Consider the following 21,694-nt stretch of genomic DNA (forward strand, 5'->3'; position numbering starts at 1 on the left):
GTCAGTCTTTCTTGACGAGGCTGATGCCGTCGAGCGTGTCGGGCGTGGTCGGTTCGGGGCGCAGGCCCAGAAGCGGCGCGACACGGCGGATCGTCTCGGCTGCGACCGGCACGGCGGTCCAGCCTGCGGTGCGGCGCGGCGTGTCGCCTGAGGTATCCGTCGGCTCGTCCAGCGTGAGAACCAGCACATATTCGGGATTGGTCACCGGGAAGACGCCCGCGAAGGTCGAGATCACCTTCTTGTCGTAATAGCCGCCCTGCGGATCGGGCTTGTCGGCGGTGCCGGTCTTGCCCGCGACCTGATAGCCCGCGACATTGCCGTAGCTCGCCGTACCGCGCGTCACCACGGCGCGCATCATCGCAAGCGCCTTGCGGGCCACCGCCGGAGACACGACCTGCGCGCCTTCGGGGGCCCCGAATTCCTGTTTATGCGGCTTGCGCGGGCCGCCGTTGGCGATCAGCGTCGGCAGCACGCGCCGCCCATCATTGGCGATCGTCGCATAGGCCGTTGCGAGCTGCAGCGGGCTGTCGGAGAGACCGTGGCCGTAGCCGATGGTCATCGCGGACAGCTCCGACCAGTTTTTCGGCAGAATCGGTCGGCCCGTCGGCGCCTCGATCAGCTCCACCGGCGAGGGCTCCAGAAGGCCCAGCTTGCCGAGGAACTCGCGCTGCTTCTCGGGACCGATCTTCTGAACGATCCGCGCAGTGCCGATATTCGAGCTGTGCACGATCACATCCGTGACCGACAACTGCTTGCCGTAATTGTGGAAATCGTGGATGCGGAACTTGCCCCAGCGCAGCGGGCCCTTGGTGTCGATCATCGTCTCGGGCGTGACCAGACCATCCTGCATCGCTTGGCTGACCGCGAAAATCTTGAAGGTGGAGCCCAGCTCATACATCCCCTGAACCGCCCGGTTGAACAGCGGGCTGTCGGAGGGATCGCCCTTCAGAAGCGGCGCGGGGCGGTCGTTCGGGTCGAAATCAGGCAGGCTCGCCATGGCGACGATCTCGCCGGTCTGAACCTTCATCAGCACCGCCGTTGCGCCCTTGGCATTCATCAGCTTCATGCCGCCCGAGAGCACGTCTTCGAGCGCCGTCTGCACCGTCAGGTCCAGCGAGAGCTTCAGCGGCTGCCCACCATTGGCCGGATCGCGCAGCCACTTGTCATATTCCTTCTCGATCCCGGCCACGCCGAGGATCTCGGCCGAGTTCACGCCCTCGGTGCCGTAGCGCGCGCCGCCAAGGATATGCGAGGCGAGATGGCCGTTGGGATAAAGCCGCATCTCGCGCGGGCCAAACAGAAGACCGGGATCGCCGATATCATGGACCGCCTGCATCTGCTCGGGGCTGATGCGGCGCTTGATCCAGACGAATTTGCGATGACCGGTGAAATCCTTCTTCAGCCGGTCGCGGTCGAGATCGGGGAAGATCTTCACCAGCTTGTCCACGGTGCCCAGCGGGTCGATCATCATCGGCGGCTGCGCATAGAGCGAGTGGGTCAGCAGGTTGGTCGCGAGCACCCTGCCCTTGCGGTCGACGATGTCGGCGCGTTGGGCGTGGATCTGCTCGGTCGTGGAATCGGTCTGCGGCTCTTCGGGGCGCGCGGCGGCGAAGGAGCCCATGCGCAGCCCCACCGTCAGGAAGGCCGCGAGGAAGATCACCGACATGACCAGCAGGCGGCCTTCGGCGCTTTGACGCGCCTTGTCACGGGTGGCCTCGCCGCGCAGGCGGCGGTTTTCGCGCTCGATCGCGTCGGGGTTTTCACCCTTTTCGCGGGCGTCGAGTATACGAGCAAGCGGACGAAGGGGCGTGCGCATCAGTTCCCTCCCTCAGGATCGGCCTTGACCTCGATCGGGTCGGACAGGCCGGACAAATCGGCGTTCGACGCGTCGGCATCATCAGCCTGCGGCGTCGGATAGGCGATCTGCGCCACGGTCCCGAACTGCTCGGGCGTCATCGGCAGGAGACGCAGCGAGGTGAAGTTGAGATTGACCAGTTCGCGCAGGCGCTGCGGGCGGTTGAGATAGGCCCATTCGGCGTTCAGCACGGACAGCCCCTCGTTGAGCGAGGCGATTTCGCGGTTGAGGTCGCGCAGTTCGTCGATCCGGTCCTGCGTGTCGTAGTTGACGTGATAGGCCCAGAAGGCGAGCGCGAGGACACAGGCGGAGGCGGCAAGATAGGCAAGCAGTCTCAACGGCGTTTCCCCTTCTTTTCCCCGGTGACGAGCTTCGGAAGCCCCAGCTGCGTGCGATCGGCCTTGCCGGCGGGCGTATTCGTGCGCCGTCCCACCCGAAGCCGGGCCGAACGTGCGCGCGGGTTTTCCGCCAGTTCCTCTTCGTCGGGCCCGTCGCCCTTCACTGTAATTTCGAACGCGGGATCAAGGGTTTGCTGAACCGGCGCATGACGCGAACCGCCGCCGCCCGTCGACGAGCGCGCCGCAAAGAAGCGCTTCACCACCCGGTCTTCGAGCGAATGAAAGCTGACCACCGCCAGAAGCCCGCCGGGTTTCAGCGCGCGCTCCGCAGCTTCCAACCCCTCGATGAGCTGGCCGAATTCGTCGTTCACCGCGATGCGCAGCCCCTGGAAGCTGCGCGTGGCGGGATGGCTCTGCCCCGGCTTCGGGCGCGGCAGGCAGCGCTCGATCACTTTGACCAGCTGCTGCGTGGTCTCGAAAGGCTGGGTCTTGCGCGCTTCGACAATAGCCTTGGCGATCCGGCGCGAGGCGCGCTCCTCGCCATATTGATAAAGGATATCCGCGAGTTCGGCTTCGTCCGTCTCATTCACCAGATCGGCCGCCGAAGGCCCTTCCTGCGACATCCGCATATCGAGCGGCCCGTCGCGCATGAAGGAAAAGCCGCGATCCGCCTGATCGAGCTGCATCGAGGAGACGCCGAGATCCAGCACCACCCCGTCGAGCAATTGGTCGCTATAAGTATCGAGTTCGGAGAACGTGCCTTCGACCAGTTCCAGCCGGTCGCCATACTCGCCGCGCCACGCTTCGGCCATCTCGAACACGGCCGGGTCGCGGTCGACGCCGATCACCTTGTCGGCGCCCGCCTCCAGCAATCCGCGCGCATAGCCGCCCGCGCCGAAGGTTCCGTCAAGCCAAGTTCCAGAGACAGGCGCGACCGCCCGAAGGAGCGGCCGCAGCAATACCGGGACGTGGGGGGCGTCTGGCAGGGCGTCCCGATCCGTCATGGCTCACCCCTGCGACAATAGGCTGAGCGGGTCGAAATCTTCGCCCTGCTCCTCGATCCACTGATCGATATTGGCTTCATCGGCAGCTGCGAAGGTCTCGGGGTTCCATATCTCGAAGGTCTCGCCCACGCCGGAGAAATAGGCCTCCTTGTCGAGACCGATCTTCGTGCGCAAAGCCGCCGGGAGAACCAGGCGGCCATCGGGATCGACTTCGGTCGGGTGCGATTTGGACAAAACCATCCGCTGCAGGATCGTGCGCTGCTTCGAGCCGCGCGGCAGCGCCGCGATATCGGCGGCCAGCGCCTCGAAGGCGGCCTGCGTGTAGATCTGGAGCATTTTCTGGGTGTCGGCGCCGTAGACGATGACCATGCGGGGGCGATCTTTGTTCGGGCGCTCGGGGTCGCCCTCTTCCAGCTCACGACGAAACAGTGCGGGGATCGACACGCGACCCTTACTGTCCACCTTGAAGGTGTATTCGCCTATGAACATGCCCGCCAAAGCGCGCTCCTATCACCTGTCCCGCCGGGCGGGGCCCGAAATGAAAACAGCGGATTGGGCTGCTGCCACTGCCCAATCCGCCGCCCTCGTTCCCATTACTGGGTATGTCCGACTGCGCGCGCCACCTGGGGGGATGGGGATATCTGCTCGCTCGCGCGCCGGATCTCTTTGTTTTCGTGAAGCGATGGCCTGTATGAAACCTGCATTTCGCCGTGAGGTCTTAGTGCCTCTATTTGTCTTCGCTTCCGATGAATTAGGGATGCCATGGGAATTCATGGCACGCAAGAAAAAAGTTGCCGAATACTGGGCATATGTTGTTCGCGAGGAAACTTCATTACAAGGTGTTGTGCCGAGATCGGACCACACCTAGCGAAAGCATGACGTAGATTTACTATATATGGTAGAAAAACCGGAGCCGTCAGAGCTTCCCGTAAAATCCCAAAAAATTTCGCCCAATGCGGAACCTGTGGTTTTTGAGCCGCAATTTGAACCCGCGGCACCACTGATTTCAGCGCTCACTACAGGGTGATTTTGCGCGAGGGCGCGTGAAGCACGCGTGATTCCGCCCAGTATCACGGCGAATCTCCGCTCACATGCCTTCTACGCTCCCGTGAAGTTCCATGAAAGGTGCCATGATTTCCCATAACGCCCCTGTGACCAGAAAAAAGGCGCCCGGATCGGGCGCCTTTCTTAGCAAGAGTATTACCTGAAGCTCAGATCAGATCGCGGTCGACCTGAAGCTCAGATCAGATCGCGGTCGACCAGCCCCTGCGCAAGAGCGGCATAGCCCTCGGCCGCCGGCCCCTCGCCCGCCGCGACCGGAGTACCCGCATCGCCGGCGAGCCGCACATCCAGATCGACCGGCAGCGCCCCGAGGAAGGGCAGCCCCAGCGCCTTGGCTTCCGCGGCGACTCCGCCATGACCGAAGAGATGCGCCTCGTGGCCGCAATTGGGGCACACATAAGAAGACATGTTCTCGACCAGCCCGTGGATCGTGGTTTTCAGCCGCTGGAACATGTCGATCGCCTTCTTCGCATCGAGCAGCGCAACATCCTGCGGGGTCGAGACGATGATCGCCCCGTCCAGCTCGGTTTTCTGGCACAGCGTGAGCTGCACATCCCCCGTCCCCGGCGGCAGATCGATCAAAAGCACGTCGAGCGGGCCATATTCGTCCCATTTCACCTGGAACAGCATCTGCTGCATCGCCCCCATCAGCATCGGGCCACGCCAGATCACCGCCTCGCTCTCTTTGAGCATGAGGCCGACCGACATCAGCGTGACGCCATGCGCCTGCAGCGGCAGAATCGTCTGGCCGTCCGGCGAGGCGGGCCGCTTGCTCGCCCCCATCATGCGCGGCAGCGAGGGACCATAGATATCCGCGTCGAGCAGACCGACCTTCTTGCCCGCGCGAGTCAGCGCCACGGCGAGGTTCGAGGCGACGGTGGATTTGCCTACGCCGCCCTTGCCAGACCCCACGGCGATGATCTTTTTCACGCCCGGCACCTTTTGCGGGCCTTGCTGGGGCTTGGGGTGACCGCCGATTGCGGGGCCACGTTGTTGCGACTGCTGCGCGGAGCCGCCAAGACCGCGCGGAGGCCCCGAAGGCACGACCACCGTCACGCTCGTCACCTCGGGGAGCGCCTTGACCGCCGCTTCCAGCGTCGGGCGCATCGCTTCCAGTTCGGGCTGCGGCGCGCCTTCGAGCACGAAGCGCACCACGCCGTCTTGCACTGCAAGCGCGCGCACGAGATCGCGGCTGATCGCGGTCCCGCCGCCCGGCACTTCTACCGATTGCAACGTCGCGAGAACCGTTTCCTTGCTCAGAGCCATGCAGATTCCTCCATTCCCGGGTCCGTCATCGGCCCGACTGCTCGTGATTTGGCCGGAACTGTGGCGTTTTTGCCGCGCAGTTCAAGTCGAGAACTGCCCAAATGGTCAGGAATCCCCCAAACGCCCCAAGGCAAGCGCACATATCTTGCGTCTGCGTCTCGAAAATGGGTCAGAATCATTCATGCATTTTCTGCATGGCGGCAATGAGGCTTCCCGGCATTGTGCAGTCGCAGCATTAGCGCCATCTTTAGCCCAACGACGGAACACGAAGTAACGAATTCGGGCCGACAAGCTGGAACCGGCAGCGGCCCTCGCAAGTAGATAGATGAGGCTAAAACGATGGCACTCGTACAAGACATCCAACTGAACGAAAGCGGCTTCGCCGCGCTGAAATCGAAACTGACCGAAGCCCTGGCCCGCCGCAAGGTGTATCGCCAGACGCTCAACGAACTGCGCTCGCTCAACAGCCGCGAGCTGAACGACCTCGGGCTGCACAGCTCGATGATCACCCGCGTGGCCTACGAGGCCGCATACGGCAAGTAATTCGCTTCCCGAGCCCCTCTCCTCCTCCCTGGGGCTCAGGACTGCGGCGGCGCTCTCTCTCCTCCTCCCTGAGAGCGCCGCCACACCAAACATACCGGCCCCAAGCGGCGCGACGCCGCGATGCCGGATCCGAGCTGCCCGGATCTCTCTCTCCTCCTCCCTGAGAGATCCGCGCCGAGCAGGCGGCGACCTCTCTCCTCCTCCCTGAGGTCGCCGCCTATCACCGGCGGAAAGCTGCGACAGGCTGTCGCATGCTGCAGTGCAGCACTTGATATCCGGGCCGACAGGCCCAAACTGTTACGAAAGGCCCTCTCCTCCTCCCTGGGCCGATCGTTTCGGCGGCACTCTCCTCCTCCTCCCTGAGGGTGCCGCCACAAAATACCGAGGGTCCTCTCCTCCTCCCTGGACCCGAGGGTGTGACGCCGCTTCCTCCTCCTCCCTGAAGCGGTGTCGACAGTGCCGAAGGGTCTCTCTCCTCCTCCCTGAGACCTGACGGCAGAAAAGAGACGGCGGCGCCCCTCCTCCTCCCTGGGCGCCGCCGTTTTCTTTTACTCTCAGACAGGCTGACCCGAAGGAGGGGCGCTGCCCCGCGCGCTTAGCGCGCCCCCGGGATGTTTCTCTCGAGAAGAAGAGCATTGCCCTCGCGCGCGCCGACCGGCAGGAAGGGCGCAAGGAGACCGAACCGATGCTGTCTTACCAACACGCCTATCACGCCGGAAATCTGGCCGATGTGCACAAGCACGCGCTGCTTGCCTCCGCGCTCGATTACCTGACGCGCAAGGACAAGCCGCTGAGCTATCTCGAAACCCATGCCGGGCGCGGGCTTTATGCGCTTGACGGTGCGGAGGCCGCGAAGACCGGCGAGGCAGCGGCCGGGATTGCACGGGTGGAAGGCTTGGGCTGGTTCGCACCCAATCATCCCTATATGCGCGCGCTGGCCGCTGTGCGGGCGCAGCACGGCGCGCAGGCCTATCCGGGTTCGCCTTTGGTGGCACAGGCGCTGTTGCGGCCGATGGACACGATTCAGCTATGTGAATTGCACCCGCAGGAGTTTTCCGCCCTGCGCAGCGCCACGCGGCGAAGCGGCGCGGTCCTGCACAAGGCCGACGGGCGCGAGATGGCGCTGGCGCTGACGCCCCCCACCCCGCGTCGCGGGATGATGCTGATCGATCCGAGTTTCGAGGAGAAGGCCGATTACACGGTGATGCCGAAGCTGATCGGCCATATCGCGAAGAAATGGAACGTCGGCATCATCGCGCTTTGGTATCCGATGCTCGCCTCGGGCGCACACGAGGCGATGGTGCGCACCCTGCGCCGCGACTTCCCCGACGCGCTGAGCCATGAGGTGCGATTCCCGCCCGCGCGCGAGGGACACGGCATGATCGGCTCGGGGATGTTCATCGTGAACCCGCCCTGGGGTCTTGCCGGCGAGGCCGAGCGGCTGTCGGAGCTATTTGCCAGCCTTTGAGGCGAGGAAAGCCTCGAACGCCTCCAGCGTGCGGGACGAGACATGGTGCTCGATCCCTTCGGCGTCGATCTCCGCGACCTCTTCCGGCACGCCCACGGCGCGCAACAGGGCCACAACGGTCCGGTGGCGTTCGCGCACCTGAGCGGCCAGCGCCTCCCCCGTCTCCGTCAGGAACACCCCGCGATAGGGCCGCGACACGGCCAGCCCTTCGCGTTTGAGCCGCGCCACGGCTTTCGTCGCGGTCGGATGGGCCACCCCGAGTCGCGCGGCAATCTCGGTGATCCGCGCCTCGCCGAATTCCGCCGTCAGATCGGCGATCATCTCGACATAGTCTTCCAGAAGCGCGCGCGCCGCACGCTCACGGGCCCGGTTGAACCCCTTGATCTGGGAGGGATCGGTGTCAGTCATTCGCCTGCCTTGACGGTCTTTGTCTCAATACCGGTCGGGGGCCTGTCGGGCGCCATTTCCGGAGCGGACCGGATAACGTGTCGCGCTCAATATGCCAAGCAAAGCTTCGCGCGGCGCGCGTTGTGCTGTCAACGAAAATTAGCCACTTGCGAATCTTGTAGCCAAGGCTACATTTCGCAGGAGCAGCATAAACGAGGGCCCAATGACTGAACTAACCCGCAAGGAAAACATGACGAGCCGCACCCGCACGGCGATGGAGGCCGTGCTGTCGGGCAACCGGCGCGGAGGGTATCTGTTGTTCTTCGGGCCAGCCGTCATCGCCTCGGTCGCCTATATGGACCCGGGCAATTACGCGACGAATATTCAGGCGGGCGCGGGCTATGGCTATGCGCTTTTGTGGGTCGTGCTGGGGGCGAACCTGATTGCGATGCTGTTTCAGGCGATCTCGGCGCGCGTGGGCATCGTCACCGGCAAGAACCTCGCGGAACTCTCGCGCGAGAATTTCTCGAAACCCGTGACGATCGCGATGTGGATCGTCTCGGAGATCGCCGCGATGGCGACCGATCTGGCGGAGTTTCTGGGCGGTGCCCTTGGCTTATCGCTCCTGTTCGGCTGGCCGCTGATCTGGGGGATGGGCGTCACCGCCGTCGTCACCTATGCGATCTTGATGTTCGAGCGCGGCGGCTTCCGCCCGATGGAGATCGTGATCGGTGCGCTCGTGGCGCTGATCGGGGCCTGCTACCTCGCCGAGATGTTCGTGGCGCCGGTCGATTGGTCCGGAGCCGTGGCGGGGATGTTCGCGCCCTCGATGCCCGATGCGACGGCGCTGACGATCTCGGTGGGCATCATCGGCGCGACTGTGATGCCGCATGCGATCTTCCTCCATTCCGGCCTGACGCAGAACCGCGCCCTGACGCGTGATCCGGTGCAGAAGGCGCGGCTAGTGAAGTTCTCCAACCGCGAGGTGATCATCGCGCTCGCGATCGCGGGGATGGTTAATATGGCGATGGTGATCATGGCGGCTTCCGCCTTCCATAGCGGCCATTCCGAAGTGGCCGAGATCGAGACCGCCTATCACACGCTGACGCCGCTCTTGGGCGGGTTCGCGGCGGCCGCCTTCCTGACCTCGCTGATCGCCTCGGGGGTTTCCTCCTCGGTCGTCGGCACGATGGCGGGGCAGATGATCATGCAAGGCTTCATCCGCCGTCGCATCCCGGTCTGGCTGCGCCGGGTCATCACGATGGCGCCCGCCTTCGTCGTCGTGTGGCTGGGGGTGAACACGACCGACGCGCTGGTGATGAGTCAGGTGGTGCTGTCGATCGCCCTGCCCGTCCCGATGGTCGCACTGCTGATCTTCGCACGGCGCAGCGACATCATGGGCAAATTCGCCCTGCGCGGGCCGGTTCTGTGGCTCGCGGTGCTGGGCGCGCTCATGGTGCTGGGGCTGAATTTCGTGCTGCTCTGGCAATCGGCCGGGCTGCCGGTGCCGGGTCTGGTAAGCTAAGGTTCAAGGTGCGAGGGGCCGGAGCCCCCATCGCTGCGCCCCCCATCGCCGCGATTGCAAGGCGCGCGCGGGCAGGCTAAACGAGCGCGCATGATGAACCGTCCCGCGCTCCCGCCCGAAATCGCCCGTCGCCGCACCTTCGCGATCATTTCGCACCCGGATGCGGGCAAGACCACCTTGACCGAGAAGTTTCTGCTTTTCGGTGGCGCCATTCAGATGGCGGGGCAGGTGCGTGCCAAGGGCGAGGCGCGGCGGACGCGTTCGGACTTCATGAAGATGGAACAGGATCGCGGGATTTCGGTCTCGGCCTCGGCCATGTCCTTCGAGTATCGCGAGTTTCGCTACAACCTCGTCGACACGCCCGGCCACTCGGATTTCTCGGAAGATACCTACCGGACGCTGACGGCGGTCGATGCGGCGATCATGGTGATCGACGGCGCGAAGGGCGTGGAAAGTCAGACCCGGAAGCTTTTCGAGGTCTGCCGTCTGCGCGACCTGCCGATCCTGACCTTCTGTAACAAGATGGACCGCGAGAGCCGGGATACGTTCGAGATCATCGACGAAATTCAGGAAAACCTCGCGATCGACGTGGCGCCTGCCAGCTGGCCGATCGGGATGGGCCGCGATTTTCTCGGCTGCTACGACATGCTGCATGACCGGCTGGAACTGATGGACCGCGCCGACCGCAACAAGGTTGCGGAATCGATCAAGATCAGCGGCTTGGACGACCCGAAACTGGCCGAGCATGTGCCCGCCGACCAGCTCGAAAAGCTGAAAGAGGAAGTCGAGATGGCGCGCGAGTTGCTGCCCGCTTTCGACCGCCAGAGCTTCCTTGAGGGGCATCTGACGCCGATCTGGTTCGGCTCGGCGATCAACAGCTTCGGCGTGAAGGAGCTGATGGACGGGATCGGCGAATTCGGGCCCGAGCCGGAGGTCTTCAAATCCGCTGAGCGCGATGTGGCCCCCGAGGAGAAGAAAGTCGCGGGTTTCGTCTTCAAGGTGCAAGCGAACATGGACCCCAAGCACCGCGACCGCGTGGCCTTCGTACGCCTCGTCTCGGGTCATTTCACCCGCGGACAAAAGCTGCTGCATGTGCGCTCGAAAAAGCAGATGGCCGTGTCGAACCCGGTTCTGTTCCTTGCCGCCGACCGCGAACTGGCGGAAGAGGCCTGGGGCGGCGATATCATCGGTATTCCGAACCACGGCCAGCTGCGCATCGGCGACGCGCTGACCGAGGGCGAGGCGCTGCGCTTCACCGGCATCCCGAGCTTCGCGCCGGAACTGCTGCAATCGGTGCGCGCGACCGACCCGATGAAGGGCAAGCATCTGGAAAAGGCGCTGATGCAATTCGCCGAAGAGGGCGCCGCGAAAGTGTTCAAGCCCGCGATCGGCTCCGGCTTCATCGTGGGCGTCGTCGGCGCGCTGCAATTCGAGGTGCTGGCCAGCCGGATCGAGCAGGAATACGGCATCCCCGTACGGTTCGAGGCCTCGCAATTCACCTCGGCCCGTTGGGTGTTGGGCGACAAAGCGGCGGTCGAGAAGCTGGTCAACGCCAACAAACAGCACATCTCCTATGATCATGACGGCGACGTGGTGTTCCTCACGCGCCTGCAATGGGACATCGACCGGGTCGAGCGCGACTATGAAGGCGTGACGCTGTCGGCGACCAAGGAAATGATGCAATGACCACGTCCCTCCCCCCCGAACTCGTTTCGATCCTGTGCAATGAGGCCAGTGCTCCGGAAGACGTCCGGACGGTCGAGGCGCTGGTCGATCTGTGGCTGGCCGACAATGCCGAGGAGCCCGAGGGCGAGGAATTCCCGTGGTCGGTGCTCTGTGTGTTCGAGCTGCGCGAATATCCCGAGGTGCTCTGGAACTTCATCCGCAAGGCGCTGACCGGGGCCACGACGATCTGGCAGGTAGTGATGCTCGCCGCCGGGCCGCTGGAAGATCTGGTGGCGGAACATGGCGCGGAGTTCATCGATCGGATCGAGCGTGAGGCGCGCCATTCCGCGCGCTTCCGCTTTGCGCTGACGGGCGTCTGGCCGCAAGGCGAGGAAGACCCCACCCTTTGGGCGCGGATCGAGAAGGCGCGCGCGGCGGCAATGGATACCGGGCTCGATATGGGCGGTCCGCTGCCGCCGAAATAAGCGCAGGCGCATCGCGCACCAATTAACGAAAATCACATCTCTGCGCCTGAGCTGTGCGGCAGCGCGCGCCGGACCTACCTCTGAGCAAGGAGGAGATCATGGCGCAGCTGTCTCGGATGTCCGGCAAGAGAATGGCGCGGTTTCTGCAAAAGCAGACCCGTTTTTACCAGCCCTTCGGCGTGATCCCGACCCGCGCGCTGCGCGCCACGCTGCGGCCGGGCGATGTGCTGTTGGTCGAGGGTGATCGGCGGATATCGGCGGCGATCAAGTATCTCACCCATTCCACATGGTCCCATGCGGCTTTCTATTCCGGTGGTCCGCCCGGTGGCGAGCTGATCGAGGCCGATCTGGAGGCAGGTGTGCAAATCGCGGGGCTTGCGGCCTATGCGCATCTCAACACCCGCATCTGCCGCCCCGTGGGGCTTGGGCATGATCGGCTGGAAGAAGTGATCGACTACATGCAGAGCGCGGTCGGGCGGCAGTATGATCTGAAGAACGTGATCGACCTCGTGCGGTATCTGCTACCGCGCCCGCCTGTGCCGCATCGGTTTCGGCGGCGGATGCTGGCTTTGGGATCAGGCGACCCGACGCGGGCGATTTGCTCGACCGTGATCGCCGAGGCGTTTCATTCGGTCCATTACCCGATCCTGCCTGATATCGAGATGGGCAGCGCCGACAGTCAGGGCGAGATCCTGCATATCCGGCACTCGTCGCTGTTTACGCCGCGCGATTTTGATCTCTCGCCCTATTTCGACGTGATCAAGCCGACACTGGAAGACGGGTTCGATTTTCGCAAATTGCCACTGGAGGAATGACGCCGAAGGAGGGGAGCCTCCGGCGGGGATATTTATATCAAGAGGAAGCGAGGACGCGCCTTTCAGATAAGGCGCATCGCCTGCATCGTTACATCGCGAAGGAGACGCCGCAGCCGCAGGAGCTGGATGCGTTCGGGTTCTCGATCACGAAACGCGCGCCGATCAGTTCTTCGGTGAAGTCGATCGTGGCGTTCTCGAGGAAGGGCAGCGAGACCGGGTCGATCAGCACCTTCTGGCCCGCGCCTTCAAGCACGATGTCGTCGCCTGCAGCCGTCTCTTCGAGCTTGATATCATACTGAAAACCGGAACAGCCGCCGCCCTCGACGGCCACGCGCAGCGCTTGCGGCGCCTCGCGACCTTCATTGATTTCCGCCAGACGCGCAAAGGCGCGCTCGGTCACTTTCGGAGGGAGTTGCATCGGATTGGCCTTCCTGACCCCACGGGGCCTGTATTTCCGTCACATCCGAGATATAGGAGGGCCGAAGCGTGCCGACAAGACGAGGTTTTACCAGTGCTCAAGCCCTATGCCTGCCAGCCCGGCGAGAGCCGCGGGCGGCTTCACCCCGAAAGCATGTCCACTTTCCGCTCGCCGTTCCAGCGCGATCGGGACCGGATTATCCATTCTTCGGCCTTCCGACGGCTCAAGCACAAGACGCAGGTTTTCGTCGAGCACGAGGGCGATTACTACCGCACGCGCCTGACCCACACGATCGAAGTGGCGCAGGTCGCGCGCACCATCGCGGGCACGCTGGGGCTGAACACCGATTTGGCCGAGGCGGTGGCGCTGGCGCATGATCTGGGCCATCCGCCCTTCGGGCATACCGGCGAGGACGCGCTGGCCGAGCTGATGAAGCCCTATGGGGGCTTCGATCACAATGCGCAGGCGCTTCGGATCGTGACCAAGCTGGAGAAGCATTACGCGGGCTTCGACGGGCTGAACCTGACTTGGGAGACGCTGGAAGGCATCGCCAAGCACAACGGGCCCGCAATTTCCGACAAGGGCGGCTCGCACAGCTTCCCGAGCCGTGAGGAGTTGCCCTATGCGCTGGCCGAGGTCGATGCGGCCTGGGATCTGGAGCTGGAGACCAATGCCTCCGCCGAGGCGCAGGTGGCAGCGGTCGCCGATGACGTGGCCTATAACCACCACGATCTGCACGATGGCCTGCGTGCGGGGCTCTTCGACGAGGACGATCTGTGCGAATTGCCGGTGATCGGGGCCTGTTTCGCCGAGGTGGACAAGCTGCATCCCGGTCTCGACCGCACCCGCCGCCAGCACGAGGCGCTGCGCCGGGTCTTCGGCGTGATGGTCGAAGACGTGATCGCAGTGGCCGAGAACCGGCTGACTTCGCTCGGGCCGCAATCGGTCGATGATATCCGCCAGATGGACGGGCCGATCATCCGCTTCTCGAAGCCGCTTTACCAAAGCCTCAAGGTGCTCAAGCAATTCCTGTTCGAGCGCATGTATCGCGCGCCCTCCGTGGTGGTGGAGCGCAAGCGTGTGACCGAAATGATCAACGCGCTCTTTCCGCTGTTCATGGAACGCCCGGAGCTTCTACCCGAGGAATGGCAGGAGGAAGTCTCCCGCGCACGCATCCTTGGCGGGGACTGCACGCGGCCCGAATCGAAGCAGGCGCTGGCGCGGGTCGTACTCGATTACGTCGCCGGGATGACGGACCGCTTCGCCATTCAGGAATATGATAGGCTGGTGGGGCGCGGGCGCTGAGGCGGAACAACTGGCCTTCCGTCTCGTTGTCTCAGCGAATGCAACGCATAGGAGGGATTCATGATCCGCAAGCACGCATCGGCCCATTGGGAAGGCACCATCAAGGGCGGCAAAGGCACGATTTCGACCGAGAGCGGCGCGCTGAAGTCGCAGCCCTACGGTTTCAACACCCGGTTCGAGGATGAGCCCGGTTCGAATCCCGAGGAATTGATCGGCGCGGCTCACGCGTCCTGCTTCTCGATGGCGCTGTCGCTTCAGCTCGAGCAGGCAGGCGTCTCGGATGTCGTGATCGACACCAAGGCGGAAATCTCGCTCGACAAGGAAGGCGACGGCTTCGCGGTGAAGAAATCCGCGCTGACCTCGACCGTGAAGGGTACTGGCGACGAGGAGGCCATCCGCAAGGCGGCCGAGGGCGCCAAGGAAGGCTGCCCGATCTCGAAGCTTCTGAACTGCGAGATCACGCTGGACCTGACGATCAACTGATCCGGTTTTGATGTATCAAAGCAAAAGGGCGCCCGGTGAGGCGCCCTTTTTCATGTCTTGGGTCTCGCGTTCAGCGCTTGAAAAGATGCTTCTGCGCTTCGCGGCTCGAATTGTCGCTGCGCTCATCGGCAGACAGCGCCCGGCCCGCTTTGACGGCGGGGCGTTCGCCGACTTCGTCGAGCCAGCGCTTCAGGTTCGGCTTGTCGTCGAGCGTCTGCTCCTGCCCTTCCCAGAGCGAAGCCCAGCCCCAGGACGCCATGTCCGCGATCGAGTAGAAGTCGCCAGCAAGGTAGCGGGTCTCGGCCAGACGGCGGTCCATGACGCCATAGAGCCGACCCGTTTCGGCGCGGTAGCGATCCTTCGCATAGGGCAGGTCTTGCGGCGGCTCGAGCTTGGGCGCGTATTTCAGGAAATGGTGCGCCTGACCGGCCATCGGGCCGAGCCCGCCGACCTGCCAGAACAGCCATTCGTCGACTGCGATCCGGTCGCGCTCGGTCTCACCGTAGAACTGACCAGTCTTGCGGGCGAGGTATTGCAGGATCGCGCCGCTCTCGAAGATCGAGACGGGTTCGCCATCCGGGCCGTCGCGGTCGATGATCGCGGGCATCCGGTTGTTGGGCGAGATTTTCAGGAATTCCGGCTCGAATTGCTCGCCCTTGCCGATATTCACCAGGTGGGTCTCGTAGGGCAGGCCCATCTCTTCGAGCGCGATGGAAATTTTCCAGCCGTTCGGCGTGGGCCAATAATAAAGGTCGATCATGGGGTCTCCGTCAGGTTAGGCGGCAGGTTCCGCTCTACTTTGCCGCACGCTGGAACGAGGGCAATGCGAAACCCGGTGTGCGCGGACGCGCAAACAGGCGCGACCAGCGGGGGTCTTGCGCCTTAGGTAGTGCTTCGGCGAGAAAGGGAAGCGGCAGCCGGTCGGGCTGGCGCAGCACTTGACGGTAAAGGTCGAACAGCCCCTCGCGCATGTAGCAGGCGAAATGGCAGACGCGTTTCGCGGGCGGGGCGACGGGATAGCCGAGATCTTCGAGAACCTCGATCACCTCGGGCGCGTCGATCTGCAGATCGAGCCAGTTGCGCATCGGCTGCGACAGGCCATTTCCCAAAGACCGCTCGCGCCCGCCCGCGACGCCCCATTCGAAGAGGAAATCAAACAGGTCATTGTCGCGGCTGGTGACGTTGAGCACCTCGCAGCTGCGGCCCGCAGGGCTCGCCATCGCCTCCTCGGCGCGGCTCTGGAATTCCGCGGCGGCCAGCAGCACCATCCGCGCCACTTGCCCTGCATGGGCATGGCGCAGCGCCCGCAGCGCGACCCGCGCACCCATCGAATGGCCGATGATGCCCACCGGACGCCCTGTCGCGGCATGCAGCGCGCCGATCAACCGGGCAAGGCGCTGTGCGGCGATCTCGGCCATGTCGTAGATCCGGGTCAGGCGCCCCGTCGATTGCCAGCTAAACGCGATGCCCAGCCCTTCGCCCGGATTGCTGCCGTCGAAGCCGAGCGCGCGCGGCCAGCTGATCGCGGTGTGCAGATTGAAGCTCGGCTCCATCGCGAAGATATGCTGATAGGGATCGCGCCCCTCGACGCCCGCCGCATAGCCGTAGCCGTGGATCATCAAGACGACCGGGGCACCCTCCGGCAGCGCGCGCGCCTGAGCGATGACATCGGCGGGCAGCTCGGAACTGGCATGGACCTTGAGAAGCGGCATTTGGGCCTCGGGGGAGGAGCGCAGGCGCGGGTTGTTGTTCTAATCCGAACGCGGCTTTTCGTCGGAAAGTTCCCGTGCCCTCGCGTGAGCCTGCAGCGACGGTACGCATTCGTTTTGTGCGATCGTGACATCGCCGCTATGCGTTGACCCAGCGCCGCCTGCGCGCTATCGCAGCCCCAAGCCGCGACAGACCGCCGCAGGAGGCACCGATGACCGAGCGCAAGACCCGCACCAAACTCGTCCATGACGGCATTCGCCGCAGCCAATATGGCGAACTGGCCGAGGCGATGTTCCTGACGCAGGGCTTTGCCTACCCCTCGGCCGAAGCCGCCGAGGCGCGGTTCCTCAACGCCTCCGATGATGAGTTCATCTATGCGCGCTATGGCAACCCCACCACGCGCATGTTCGAAGACCGGATGGCCTCCATCGAAGGCACCGAAGACGCTTTCGCCTGCGCCTCCGGCATGGCCGCGATCAATGGCGCGCTGACCTGCCTCGTGAAGGCGGGCGATCACATCGTGGCCGCGCGCCAGATGTTCGGCTCCTGCCTGCATGTGCTGAAGGTTCTGCAGGGTTTCGGCGTCGACGTGACGCTGGTCGACGGCACCGATCTCGACGCGTGGCGCGCCGCGATGCGTCCCGAGACGAAGGTCTGCTTCTTCGAGAGCGTCTCGAACCCCGGCCTCGAGGTGATGGATGTCGCGGGCATCGTGAAAATCGCTCATGAGGGCGGCGCGACGGTGGTAGTCGACAACGTCTTCGCCTCGCCGATCTTCTCGCGTGCGGTAGAACTTGGCGCAGATGTGATCGTCTATTCCGCGACCAAGCATATCGATGGCGGCGGGCGCGTGCTCGGCGGTGTCGTGCTGGGTTCGAAAGAGTATATCCGCGGTCCGCTGGAAACTTACGTGAAGCACACCGGCGGCGCGATGAGCCCGTTCCATGCCTGGGTTCTGCTGAGCGGGTTACAGACGCTCGATCTGCGGGTGCGCGCGCAGGCGGCCAACGCGGCTGCCGTGGCCAGCGCCGTGGCAGGTCATGAGAAACTCGCCCGCACCGTCTATCCCGGCCTGATGGATCATCCCCAACATGCGCTGGCGATGGAGCAGATGGGCTCGGGCGGCACGATGCTCGCGCTCGACCTGAAGGGCGGCAAGGAAGCTGCGTTCCGCTTCCTCAACGCGCTGCAGATCGTGTCGATCTCGAATAACCTCGGCGATGCGAAATCCATCGCGACCCATCCGGCGACGACGACCCACAAGAATCTGTCGGAAGAGGAGCGGGAGGCGATCGCGATTACCCCCGGTCTGATCCGCATTTCGATGGGGATCGAGGACGGGGGCGACCTGATCGCCGACATCAAGGGGGCGCTCGACGCGGCCTGAACGGGGTGAACCGATTGCCGCGAACCGGCGTATTGTCTTGGACATCGCCCTCAAAAACCCCATATCTGGCGGGACCGGGCGCTCCGGAGGACAGGATATGAACGTGCAAGGCAGGATCGAGACCCCCGACAATGACGACGCGCGCGCCGCGCTCGACGTGCTGCGCGCATGGGCGGCAAAGGCCGATCCGGTCGAGGTCGCACAGCTCGATCCGGCGATCGCGCGGCTGCTGCCGGGGCACGAGGTCTCGAACTATCCCGATCTGAGCCGCGACTATGACGCGGATTTCGAGGCGGACGAGACCTACAAGGCGACGATGCCCGACCTGCAGAACGGGCCGTCCTCGCTGATCGTGGGCGCCCATACCCGGATCGAACATGTCGGCATCTCGAATTTCCGCCTGCCGGTGCGCTTCCATACCCGCGACAATGGCGATCTGACGCTGGAGGCGTCGGTCACCGGGACGGTCAGCCTCGAAGCGGAGAAGAAGGGCATCAACATGTCGCGCGTGATGCGCAGCTTCTACGTCCACGCGGAGAAGACCTTCTCCTTCGAGGTGATGGAAGCCGCGCTCGACGATTACATGGATGATCTCGAGAGCTTCGACGCCCGTCTGATGATGCGGGTCTCTTTCCCGGTGAAGCGGCCCTCGCTGCGCTCCGGGCTGGAGGGCTGGCAATATTACGATATCGCGCTGGAGCTGATAGAGACGGCCGGTGTGCGCACCAAGGTGATCCATCTCGATTACGTCTATTCCTCGACTTGCCCGTGCTCGCTGGAGCTGTCCGAGCATGCCCGCGCCAGCCGCGGGCAACTGGCGACGCCCCATTCGCAGCGCTCCGTCGCGCGGATCTCGGCCGTGGTCGAACCGGGCGAGGTGCTGTGGTTCGAGGATATGATCGATCTCGCCCGCGCCGCCGTGCCGACCGAGACGCAGGTCATGGTCAAGCGCGAGGACGAACAGGCCTTCGCCGAACTGAACGCCGCCAACCCGATCTTCGTCGAGGATGCCGTGCGTGCCTTCGCCGAGCGTCTTCTGGCGGAACCGCGCGTCGGTGATTTCCGCATCGTGGCCAGCCATCAGGAAAGCCTGCACAGCCATGACGCCGTGGCCATGTTGACCGAGGGCGAGACCTTCGCATCGGCCAGCGTCGATCCTAAGCTGTTCGCCACGCTGATCCATCAGGGCTGAGCGCGGGTGGGGGCTCTGCCCCCGCCCTGCGGCCCCCCGGGATATTTTCACAAGAGCGAAGACGGGTGCGGAAGCTCACGTCAGGCGAACAGATGCTGAACATGCCCCTTTCCCTCTGAGGGCCGAACCGCTAGATTGCCTCCCATGAATTGGGCTGATGACGACGATCCGTATGAAGGGGCTGCGAGCCTGTCGCAACGTGCCATGGCAGGCGCCATGCAAGCGCGGAGCGCGCCGTATCTCGAAAAACTGAACCCCCAGCAGCGCCAGGCGGTCGAGACGCTCGACGGGCCGGTCTTGATGCTGGCAGGCGCGGGCACGGGCAAGACCTCGGCGCTGACCGCACGGATCGCGCATCTGATCCACACCGGCCGCGCGCGCCCGAACGAGGTGCTGGCGGTGACCTTCACCAACAAGGCCGCGCGCGAGATGAAAGAGCGCGTGGGGCGCCACTTGGGCGGTGCGATCGAGGGGATGCCGTGGCTCGGCACCTTCCACTCGGTCTGCGTGAAGCTCCTGCGCCGTCATGCCGAGCTGGTGGGGCTGAAATCGAATTTCACCATTCTCGACACCGACGACCAGATCCGGCTGCTCAAACAGCTGATCGTGGCCGCGAATATGGACGAGAAGCGCTGGCCCGCGCGGCAACTGGCGGGCCTCATCGACGGCTGGAAGAACAAGGCGCTGACGCCCGAGAAGGTCTCGGGTCGTGAAACCGCTGCGTTCGACAATCGCGGCTCCGAGCTCTACGCCGCCTATCAGGCGCGGCTGAAGACGCTCAACGCGGTCGATTTCGGCGATCTGCTGCTGCACATGGTCACGATCTTCCAGACCCACGGGGATGTGCTTGCGCAATATCAGCGCTGGTTCAAATACATCCTCGTCGACGAGTATCAGGATACCAACGTCGCGCAATATCTGTGGCTGCGGCTTCTGGCGCAGGGCCACAAGAACATCTGCTGTGTCGGCGATGACGACCAGTCGATCTATGGATGGCGCGGTGCCGAGGTCGGCAACATCCTGAAATTCGAGAAGGATTTCCCCGGCGCGGCGGTGATCCGGCTGGAGCAGAATTATCGCTCGACCGCGCATATCCTCTCTGCCGCCTCCGGGCTTATCACGGCCAATGAAGGGCGTCTGGGCAAAGAGCTCTGGACCGAGGCCGAGGGCGGCGAAAAGGTGCGCCTGATCGGCCATTGGGACGGCGAGGAAGAGGCCCGCTGGATCGGCGAAGAGGTCGAGGCGATCCAGCGCGGGACCCGCGGCAATCCTCCCGTCAGCCTGAATTCGCAAGCCATTCTCGTGCGCGCCTCGCATCAGATGCGCGCCTTCGAGGATCGGTTCCTGACCATCGGTCTGCCCTATCGCGTCATCGGCGGCCCGCGCTTCTACGAGCGGCTCGAGATCCGCGACGCGATGGCCTATTTCCGCCTCGTGACCTCGCCCGATGACGATCTGGCGTTCGAGCGGATCATCAACACCCCCAAGCGCGGCCTTGGCGACAAGGCGCAGCAGCGCATTCAGGTGGCCGCCCGCGAAAACGGGTTGAGCCTGCTGGACGGCGCGCGGCTCTTGGTGGCCGAAAGCGCGCTGTCGGGCAAGGCGGGTGGGCAGCTGCGGCTGTTCGTCGAGAATGTCGCGCGCTGGCATGAGGAGGTCGTGCAGGCCTCGCCCGCGACCGCCGTGACGCGGGCCGAAGATGACGATCTGCTGATCGAGCCTGCCGAGGATGGTGTGGCGCCCGCAAATGACCTCAGCCATGTGCGTCTGGCCGAACGGATCCTCGAGGAATCCGGCTATGTCGAGATGTGGCAGAACGACAAGACGCCGGAAGCGCCGGGGCGGCTCGAGAACCTCAAGGAACTCGTCAAGGCGCTGGAGCAGTTCGACAATCTGCAGGGCTTCCTCGAACACGTCGCGCTGATCATGGACAACGACAAGGCCGAGACCGAGGAGAAGGTCTCGATCATGACGCTGCACGCGGCCAAGGGCTTGGAATTCCCCGTGGTCTTCCTGCCGGGCTGGGAGGACGGGTTGTTCCCGTCGCAGCGCTCGATGGATGAGAGCGGCCTGAAGGGGCTCGAGGAAGAGCGGCGTCTGGCCTATGTCGGTATCACCCGCGCCGAGGAGCTTTGCACGATTTCCTTCGCAGGCAACCGCCGCGTCTACGGCCAATGGCAAAGCCAGATGCCCTCGCGCTTCATCGACGAATTGCCGCCCGCGCATATCGACGTCCTGACGCCTCCGGGCCTTTACGGTGGTGGCATGAACGGGGGCGGCTTCGGCGGGTCCAGCGCGATGGAAGACCGCGTCTCGCGTGCCGATGTCTACAATTCACCGGGCTGGCGGCGGTTGCAGAACGCGCAATCGCGCGGGACCAGCCAGCCCCGCGAGGCGCGCCATATGGTGATCGACGCCAAGGGCGAGAGCGATTACGAGATCGGCGACCGGGTCTTCCACAAGAAGTTCGGCTATGGCGAGGTGATGGGCTCGGAAGGCGACAAGCTCGTCGTGGAATTCGACAAAGCGGGCGAGAAACGTCTGCTGTCGAGCTTCGTCGTGCCCGCCGCCGATGCCGACGACGTGCCGTTTTAACCCTTCGCCCTTCGCCTTGGCGCAAATATCCCGGGGGTGAGGCCGTCAGGCCGAGGGGGCAGCGCCCCCTGCCCCGTCGCGATCCACGCGGCTCTGTGGCAGATTTGCCCGGTATTCCGATGCATGCCGTCAAACGCTTGATCGGCAGGGAATTTCGCCGCAGCTAGAGGGTAACACCCGCGTGAGCGAGA

The 21,694-nt window shown here is 64.1% G+C and carries 20 protein-coding genes; 11 read left to right on the forward strand and 9 right to left on the reverse strand.

The genetic code is table 11. From position 1 onward, the window contains the following. Position 1: 1 nt before the first annotated feature. From ACZ7GB_RS02075 to ACZ7GB_RS02095, 5 genes are all read right to left on the reverse strand, one after another. Entirely contained in the window at positions 2 to 1,816 is a 1,815-nt protein-coding gene (locus tag ACZ7GB_RS02075) for a peptidoglycan D,D-transpeptidase FtsI family protein (RefSeq protein WP_472157508.1), read from the reverse strand. Next, positions 1,816 to 2,193 (reverse strand): cell division protein FtsL, encoded by a 378-nt coding sequence (gene ftsL, locus ACZ7GB_RS02080; RefSeq protein WP_078519471.1) that lies wholly within the window; start codon positions 2,191 to 2,193, stop codon positions 1,816 to 1,818. The genes ACZ7GB_RS02075 and ftsL overlap by 1 nt, the downstream gene beginning before the upstream one ends. Beyond that, on the reverse strand, positions 2,190 to 3,197 hold the full coding sequence (rsmH, locus tag ACZ7GB_RS02085; RefSeq protein ID WP_472157509.1) for a 16S rRNA (cytosine(1402)-N(4))-methyltransferase RsmH: 1,008 nt from the start codon (positions 3,195 to 3,197) through the stop codon (positions 2,190 to 2,192). Before rsmH ends, ftsL begins: the two co-directional genes overlap by 4 nt. Positions 3,198 to 3,200: 3 nt before the next feature. Continuing rightward, positions 3,201 to 3,686, reverse strand: coding sequence for a division/cell wall cluster transcriptional repressor MraZ (gene mraZ, locus ACZ7GB_RS02090; protein ID WP_078520010.1), 486 nt, complete (start codon positions 3,684 to 3,686; stop codon positions 3,201 to 3,203). 750 nt (positions 3,687 to 4,436) lie between these two features. After that, positions 4,437 to 5,525 (reverse strand): Mrp/NBP35 family ATP-binding protein, encoded by a 1,089-nt coding sequence (locus tag ACZ7GB_RS02095; protein ID WP_472157510.1) that lies wholly within the window; start codon positions 5,523 to 5,525, stop codon positions 4,437 to 4,439. A gap of 339 nt (positions 5,526 to 5,864) precedes the next feature. Here ACZ7GB_RS02095 and ACZ7GB_RS02100 point away from each other — a divergent pair, with 339 nt between their 5' ends. Continuing rightward, entirely contained in the window at positions 5,865 to 6,068 is a 204-nt protein-coding gene (locus ACZ7GB_RS02100; protein ID WP_472157511.1) for a DUF1127 domain-containing protein, read from the forward strand. 685 nt (positions 6,069 to 6,753) lie between these two features. Continuing rightward, positions 6,754 to 7,536: a 23S rRNA (adenine(2030)-N(6))-methyltransferase RlmJ gene (locus ACZ7GB_RS02105; protein WP_472157512.1), complete on the forward strand. Its 783-nt coding sequence runs from the start codon at positions 6,754 to 6,756 to the stop codon at positions 7,534 to 7,536. Here ACZ7GB_RS02105 and mntR read toward each other — a convergent pair. Beyond that, a complete protein-coding gene (mntR, locus tag ACZ7GB_RS02110; RefSeq protein WP_098410516.1) occupies positions 7,519 to 7,944 on the reverse strand; it encodes a manganese-binding transcriptional regulator MntR in 426 nt (141 codons plus the stop codon). The genes ACZ7GB_RS02105 and mntR overlap by 18 nt on opposite strands. A 202-nt stretch (positions 7,945 to 8,146) precedes the next feature. On the opposite strand from mntR, the gene ACZ7GB_RS02115 reads away from it, so the two are divergent. The 4 genes from ACZ7GB_RS02115 (at position 8,147) to ACZ7GB_RS02130 (ending at position 12,413) form a co-directional block, all read left to right on the forward strand. Further along, complete coding sequence (locus tag ACZ7GB_RS02115; protein ID WP_472157513.1) at positions 8,147 to 9,448, forward strand: Nramp family divalent metal transporter; 1,302 nt, start codon at positions 8,147 to 8,149, stop codon at positions 9,446 to 9,448. A gap of 90 nt (positions 9,449 to 9,538) precedes the next feature. Further along, complete coding sequence (locus ACZ7GB_RS02120; protein ID WP_152844171.1) at positions 9,539 to 11,134, forward strand: peptide chain release factor 3; 1,596 nt, start codon at positions 9,539 to 9,541, stop codon at positions 11,132 to 11,134. Next, positions 11,131 to 11,598: a DUF6869 domain-containing protein gene (locus tag ACZ7GB_RS02125; protein ID WP_472157514.1), complete on the forward strand. Its 468-nt coding sequence runs from the start codon at positions 11,131 to 11,133 to the stop codon at positions 11,596 to 11,598. Before ACZ7GB_RS02120 ends, ACZ7GB_RS02125 begins: the two co-directional genes overlap by 4 nt. A 98-nt stretch (positions 11,599 to 11,696) precedes the next feature. Further along, complete coding sequence (locus ACZ7GB_RS02130; RefSeq protein ID WP_347430513.1) at positions 11,697 to 12,413, forward strand: C40 family peptidase; 717 nt, start codon at positions 11,697 to 11,699, stop codon at positions 12,411 to 12,413. 88 nt (positions 12,414 to 12,501) lie between these two features. Here ACZ7GB_RS02130 and ACZ7GB_RS02135 read toward each other — a convergent pair whose 3' ends face one another. After that, positions 12,502 to 12,831: a HesB/IscA family protein gene (locus ACZ7GB_RS02135; RefSeq protein ID WP_472157515.1), complete on the reverse strand. Its 330-nt coding sequence runs from the start codon at positions 12,829 to 12,831 to the stop codon at positions 12,502 to 12,504. 93 nt (positions 12,832 to 12,924) lie between these two features. Here ACZ7GB_RS02135 and ACZ7GB_RS02140 point away from each other — a divergent pair, with 93 nt between their 5' ends. Together ACZ7GB_RS02140 and ACZ7GB_RS02145 are read left to right on the forward strand one after the other, a co-directional pair. Then, positions 12,925 to 14,136, forward strand: a complete 1,212-nt coding sequence (locus tag ACZ7GB_RS02140; RefSeq protein WP_075774417.1) for a deoxyguanosinetriphosphate triphosphohydrolase — start codon at positions 12,925 to 12,927, stop codon at positions 14,134 to 14,136. 60 nt (positions 14,137 to 14,196) lie between these two features. After that, on the forward strand, positions 14,197 to 14,619 hold the full coding sequence (locus tag ACZ7GB_RS02145; RefSeq protein WP_078519483.1) for an OsmC family protein: 423 nt from the start codon (positions 14,197 to 14,199) through the stop codon (positions 14,617 to 14,619). 70 nt (positions 14,620 to 14,689) lie between these two features. Here the strand turns inward: ACZ7GB_RS02145 and ACZ7GB_RS02150 are convergent, their stop codons facing one another. Continuing rightward, complete coding sequence (locus ACZ7GB_RS02150) at positions 14,690 to 15,379, reverse strand: glutathione S-transferase N-terminal domain-containing protein (protein WP_472157516.1); 690 nt, start codon at positions 15,377 to 15,379, stop codon at positions 14,690 to 14,692. Between the two features lie 34 nt (positions 15,380 to 15,413). Then, positions 15,414 to 16,331 (reverse strand): alpha/beta fold hydrolase, encoded by a 918-nt coding sequence (locus tag ACZ7GB_RS02155; protein ID WP_078570207.1) that lies wholly within the window; start codon positions 16,329 to 16,331, stop codon positions 15,414 to 15,416. A gap of 209 nt (positions 16,332 to 16,540) precedes the next feature. Here ACZ7GB_RS02155 and ACZ7GB_RS02160 point away from each other — a divergent pair, with 209 nt between their 5' ends. The 3 genes from ACZ7GB_RS02160 to ACZ7GB_RS02170 all read left to right on the forward strand — a co-directional run bounded on the left by ACZ7GB_RS02160 (position 16,541) and on the right by ACZ7GB_RS02170 (position 21,503). Next, the gene (locus ACZ7GB_RS02160; protein ID WP_078546520.1) at positions 16,541 to 17,716 is read left to right on the forward strand and encodes an aminotransferase class I/II-fold pyridoxal phosphate-dependent enzyme; all 1,176 of its coding nucleotides are present in this window, start codon (positions 16,541 to 16,543) and stop codon (positions 17,714 to 17,716) included. Positions 17,717 to 17,813: 97 nt separating this feature from the next. Further along, a complete protein-coding gene (gene folE2, locus ACZ7GB_RS02165; RefSeq protein ID WP_078546518.1) occupies positions 17,814 to 18,908 on the forward strand; it encodes a GTP cyclohydrolase FolE2 in 1,095 nt (364 codons plus the stop codon). Positions 18,909 to 19,052: 144 nt separating this feature from the next. Next, the gene (locus tag ACZ7GB_RS02170; protein ID WP_472157517.1) at positions 19,053 to 21,503 is read left to right on the forward strand and encodes an ATP-dependent helicase; all 2,451 of its coding nucleotides are present in this window, start codon (positions 19,053 to 19,055) and stop codon (positions 21,501 to 21,503) included. The last annotated feature ends 191 nt before the right edge of the window (positions 21,504 to 21,694 follow it).

This window comes from Thioclava sp. PTB-PU3-1, assembly GCF_055666785.1.

What these genes read in the sequence shown, in the direction of transcription:
- rsmH (WP_472157509.1), bottom strand. Translation starts at nt 3,197, where the DNA reads ATGACGGATCGGGACGCCCTGCCAGACGCCCCCCACGTCCCGGTATTG.
- mntR (WP_098410516.1), bottom strand. Translation starts at nt 7,944, where the DNA reads ATGACTGACACCGATCCCTCCCAGATCAAGGGGTTCAACCGGGCCCGT.
- ACZ7GB_RS02145 (WP_078519483.1), top strand. Translation starts at nt 14,197, where the DNA reads ATGATCCGCAAGCACGCATCGGCCCATTGGGAAGGCACCATCAAGGGC.
- mraZ (WP_078520010.1), bottom strand. Translation starts at nt 3,686, where the DNA reads ATGTTCATAGGCGAATACACCTTCAAGGTGGACAGTAAGGGTCGCGTG.
- ACZ7GB_RS02095 (WP_472157510.1), bottom strand. Translation starts at nt 5,525, where the DNA reads ATGGCTCTGAGCAAGGAAACGGTTCTCGCGACGTTGCAATCGGTAGAA.
- ACZ7GB_RS02170 (WP_472157517.1), top strand. Translation starts at nt 19,053, where the DNA reads ATGAATTGGGCTGATGACGACGATCCGTATGAAGGGGCTGCGAGCCTG.
- ACZ7GB_RS02135 (WP_472157515.1), bottom strand. Translation starts at nt 12,831, where the DNA reads ATGCAACTCCCTCCGAAAGTGACCGAGCGCGCCTTTGCGCGTCTGGCG.
- ACZ7GB_RS02105 (WP_472157512.1), top strand. Translation starts at nt 6,754, where the DNA reads ATGCTGTCTTACCAACACGCCTATCACGCCGGAAATCTGGCCGATGTG.
- ACZ7GB_RS02130 (WP_347430513.1), top strand. Translation starts at nt 11,697, where the DNA reads ATGGCGCAGCTGTCTCGGATGTCCGGCAAGAGAATGGCGCGGTTTCTG.
- ACZ7GB_RS02115 (WP_472157513.1), top strand. Translation starts at nt 8,147, where the DNA reads ATGACTGAACTAACCCGCAAGGAAAACATGACGAGCCGCACCCGCACG.
- folE2 (WP_078546518.1), top strand. Translation starts at nt 17,814, where the DNA reads ATGAACGTGCAAGGCAGGATCGAGACCCCCGACAATGACGACGCGCGC.
- ACZ7GB_RS02160 (WP_078546520.1), top strand. Translation starts at nt 16,541, where the DNA reads ATGACCGAGCGCAAGACCCGCACCAAACTCGTCCATGACGGCATTCGC.
- ACZ7GB_RS02100 (WP_472157511.1), top strand. Translation starts at nt 5,865, where the DNA reads ATGGCACTCGTACAAGACATCCAACTGAACGAAAGCGGCTTCGCCGCG.
- ACZ7GB_RS02150 (WP_472157516.1), bottom strand. Translation starts at nt 15,379, where the DNA reads ATGATCGACCTTTATTATTGGCCCACGCCGAACGGCTGGAAAATTTCC.
- ACZ7GB_RS02075 (WP_472157508.1), bottom strand. Translation starts at nt 1,816, where the DNA reads ATGCGCACGCCCCTTCGTCCGCTTGCTCGTATACTCGACGCCCGCGAA.
- ACZ7GB_RS02120 (WP_152844171.1), top strand. Translation starts at nt 9,539, where the DNA reads ATGATGAACCGTCCCGCGCTCCCGCCCGAAATCGCCCGTCGCCGCACC.
- ACZ7GB_RS02155 (WP_078570207.1), bottom strand. Translation starts at nt 16,331, where the DNA reads ATGCCGCTTCTCAAGGTCCATGCCAGTTCCGAGCTGCCCGCCGATGTC.
- ACZ7GB_RS02125 (WP_472157514.1), top strand. Translation starts at nt 11,131, where the DNA reads ATGACCACGTCCCTCCCCCCCGAACTCGTTTCGATCCTGTGCAATGAG.